This is a genomic window from Deltaproteobacteria bacterium (genome assembly GCA_005879795.1).
In the GTDB taxonomy this organism is placed as follows: Bacteria; Desulfobacterota; Binatia; order DP-6; family DP-6; genus DP-6.
In genome coordinates, this window is record VBKJ01000276.1 from 1 (window position 1) to 2,917 (window position 2,917).

Annotated in this window: 3 protein-coding genes; all 3 read left to right on the forward strand. The window is 70.9% G+C overall.

The features are described from left to right. Window positions 1-1,134, forward strand: a 1,134-nt coding sequence (locus tag E6J59_20020; protein TMB15358.1) for an LLM class flavin-dependent oxidoreductase, incomplete at its 5' end; no start/stop codon positions are given. 17 nt (window positions 1,135-1,151) lie between these two features. After that, a complete protein-coding gene (locus E6J59_20025; GenBank protein ID TMB15359.1) occupies window positions 1,152-2,264 on the forward strand; it encodes an amidohydrolase in 1,113 nt (370 codons plus the stop codon). Between the two features lie 30 nt (window positions 2,265-2,294). After that, window positions 2,295-2,917 (forward strand): 3-keto-5-aminohexanoate cleavage protein (locus tag E6J59_20030; GenBank protein ID TMB15360.1); only part of this gene is annotated, 623 nt, incomplete at its 3' end.

Consider the following 2,917-nt stretch of genomic DNA (forward strand, 5'->3'; position numbering starts at 1 on the left):
CACGGCATCGTGCAGATGCCGCCGCCGTTCAACCACCCGGCGCGGGTGGCCGAGCGCATCGCGACGCTCGACCTCGTCTCCGGCGGCCGCGTGGACTTCGGCACGGGCGAGGCATCGTCGGAGGCGGAGCTGGGCGGCTTTCGCATCGACCCGGGGGAGAAGCGGGCGATGTGGGAGGAAGGTCTGCGGGTCGCACTGCGCTGCCTCACCGAGGCGCCGTTCACCGGGCACACGGGACGCTACCTCACGCTGCCGCCGCGCAACGTCGTGCCGAAGCCCCGCCAGCGCCCGCATCCGCCCGTGTGGGTGGCGTGCAGCCGGCGGGAGACGATCCACTTGGCGGCCCAGAAGGGTATCGGGGCCCTGTCCTTCTCGTTCTTCGACCCCGAGGAGGCACGCCACTGGGTCGACGACTACTACACGACGCTCGCGCGCGAGGGCGTCCCCATCGGCGACGCCGTCAACGCCAATATTGCGTGCGTTACTCCTTTCATGTGCCACCGTGACGAGGCGACGGCCATCGCCCGCGGCGTCGAGGGCACGAACTTCCTCGGCTATTCGCTCGCGCACTACTACATCTTCGGCCGCCACCGTCCCGCACGGACCGATCTGTGGGCCGAGTACCAGGCGCGCCGGACCGCCACCGGCTACGACCCGGCGGCGGTCGCGGCCGCCGCCGCCCACGGCGATCGCCTCGAGGCCAAGGTCGTGCTCGACGACGCGCAGGGGCTCCGCGGCGCCGTCGGCACCCCGGAGCAGGTGCGCGAATACCTCCGCCGCTACGAGGAGTACGGCGTCGACCAGCTCATCTTCGCGAGCCAGGCGGGTCGCAACCGCCACGAGGACGTCATGGAGAGCCTCGAGCTGTTCGGCCGCGAGGTTTTGCCCGAGTTCAAGGAGCGCGAGGAGCGGCGCGCCCGCGAGAAGGCCGAGCGCATGACACCGGTGGTCGAGCAGGTGCTCGCGCGCAAGCCTGCCTCCGACCATCCGCCGCTCGTGGACACGGATTACGAGATTCCCGCCATTCCGCGCTCCACCGCCGACCGCGAGGGGTCCGAGAAGTTCCACCGTTATCTCGACGACCTCGCGGGCAAGATGGCGGCGGGCGAGGACGTCCGCCGGCGGCTCGCCTGACGCCGAAGGAGGGAGCGATGGCCACGGAGCGCCTCATCTCCGCCGACTCGCACGTGAACCCGCCGAAGGACCTCTGGACGCGCGACGCGCCCGAGCGGCTCGAGGACCGCGTGCCCCGCGTCGAGTCCACGCCGCAGGGTGACTTCTGGGTCGTCGACTCGGAGATCACCGGCGGCATCGGCCTCGACGCGGCAGCCGGCCGCACGCCGGAGCAGTTCAAGGCCGTGGGCCTCGCCTACAAGGACATGCGACCGGGCTCGTACGACCCCAAGGCCCGCCTCGAGGACATGGACCTCGACGGCGTCGACGCCGAGGTGCTCTACTTCGGCGGACCGGTCACGCAGTACCCGACCGACCCGGCGCTCCGCCGCTACATCGTCTCCCGCTACAACGACTGGATGGTGGAGCTGTCGCAGGCCGCGCCCACCCGCCTGATCGGTCTCGGGCACGTGGCCCTCGTCGACGTCGACGAGGCCGTCGCCGAGCTCGAGCGCATCGCCACGCGCGGGCTCCGCGGCTTCCACTGCGATCCCTACCCCGACGAGCGCGGTGGGAAGCCGCTCTGGGACCCCGGCTATGAGCCCTTCTGGTCGGCGGTGGCGGCAACCGGGCTCCCGATGAGCTTTCACATCGTCGCGCCGCGCAAGGTGGACCTGCGCGCGACCTTCCTCTCGCCCGTGCCGGGCGTGAAGGAGAACCTGATCGCCCTGACCCCAATCGGCATCTGCGAGGTCGTCTCCACGCTCACCTTCACCGGCGTCCTCGAGCGGCACCCGACGCTCCGCTTCGTGCTCGTCGAGTGCGGCATCGGCTGGATCCCGTACTTCCTCGAGCGCATGGATCAGACGTTCGAGAAGCACCGCTTCTGGACGCAGTCTATCATCAAGGAGAAGCCGAGCATGTACTGGTATCGGCAGGGTTACGCGACGTTCATCCGGGACCTCGTGGGCGTCAGGGAGCGTCACTCTGCCGGCGTCCGCAACATCATGTGGTCGACCGACTACCCACACTCCGACAGCACGTGGCCCAGGTCGCGCGAGGCCCTGGCGGAGCATTGCCGGGACGTCCCCGCCGACGAGCAGGCGCTGATCGCCGGGGGCAACGCGGCCCGTCTGTACGGCCTCGCATAGGCGCGCCGTCACGGTCGTGGGTGGGATAGGATGGAACGCGACGCCGCCATCGTAGAGGTGGGCCTCAACGAGGCCGCGACGCGAGCCCAGAACCCGTACGTGCCCTACGCGCCCGAAGAGTGCGCCGAGGACGCGCGGCGGTGCGCCGAGGCGGGAGCCGCCGTCGTTCACTGGCACGCGCGTGACCCGATCACGGGAGCGCAGCGCCTCGACGACACGGCGCTGTACGGCGCGGCCCTCGACGGCATGCGGCCATCGGGCGTGCTTGCGTATCCGAGCTACCCGCCGTGGCCCGTCTCGGCCGCAGACCGGCTGGAGCACGTGTGGGCGCTCCGCGAGCGCCACGGGCTCGAGCTCGCCCCGCTCGATCTGGGATCCGTCGGCATCGTCGTCTGGGACGAGCGCGCGCAGGACTTCGGCCCGGGCCTCGATCTCCTGCGCGAGCACGGCGTCGTCGCGAACCCCCTCCCGTTCCTGCTCGACGCGCTCGAGCGTGCCTACGCGCTCGGCATGGTGCCGAGCCTCGCCGCCTTCGACCTGGGGTTCACCCGGACGATGGTGCTCCTGGCACGCGCCGGCAAGCTCCGGCCGCCGATCTTCCTCAAGATATTTCTGTCGGGCGCCTGGGCCGCGGGGCCGTTCCCGACGGAGGA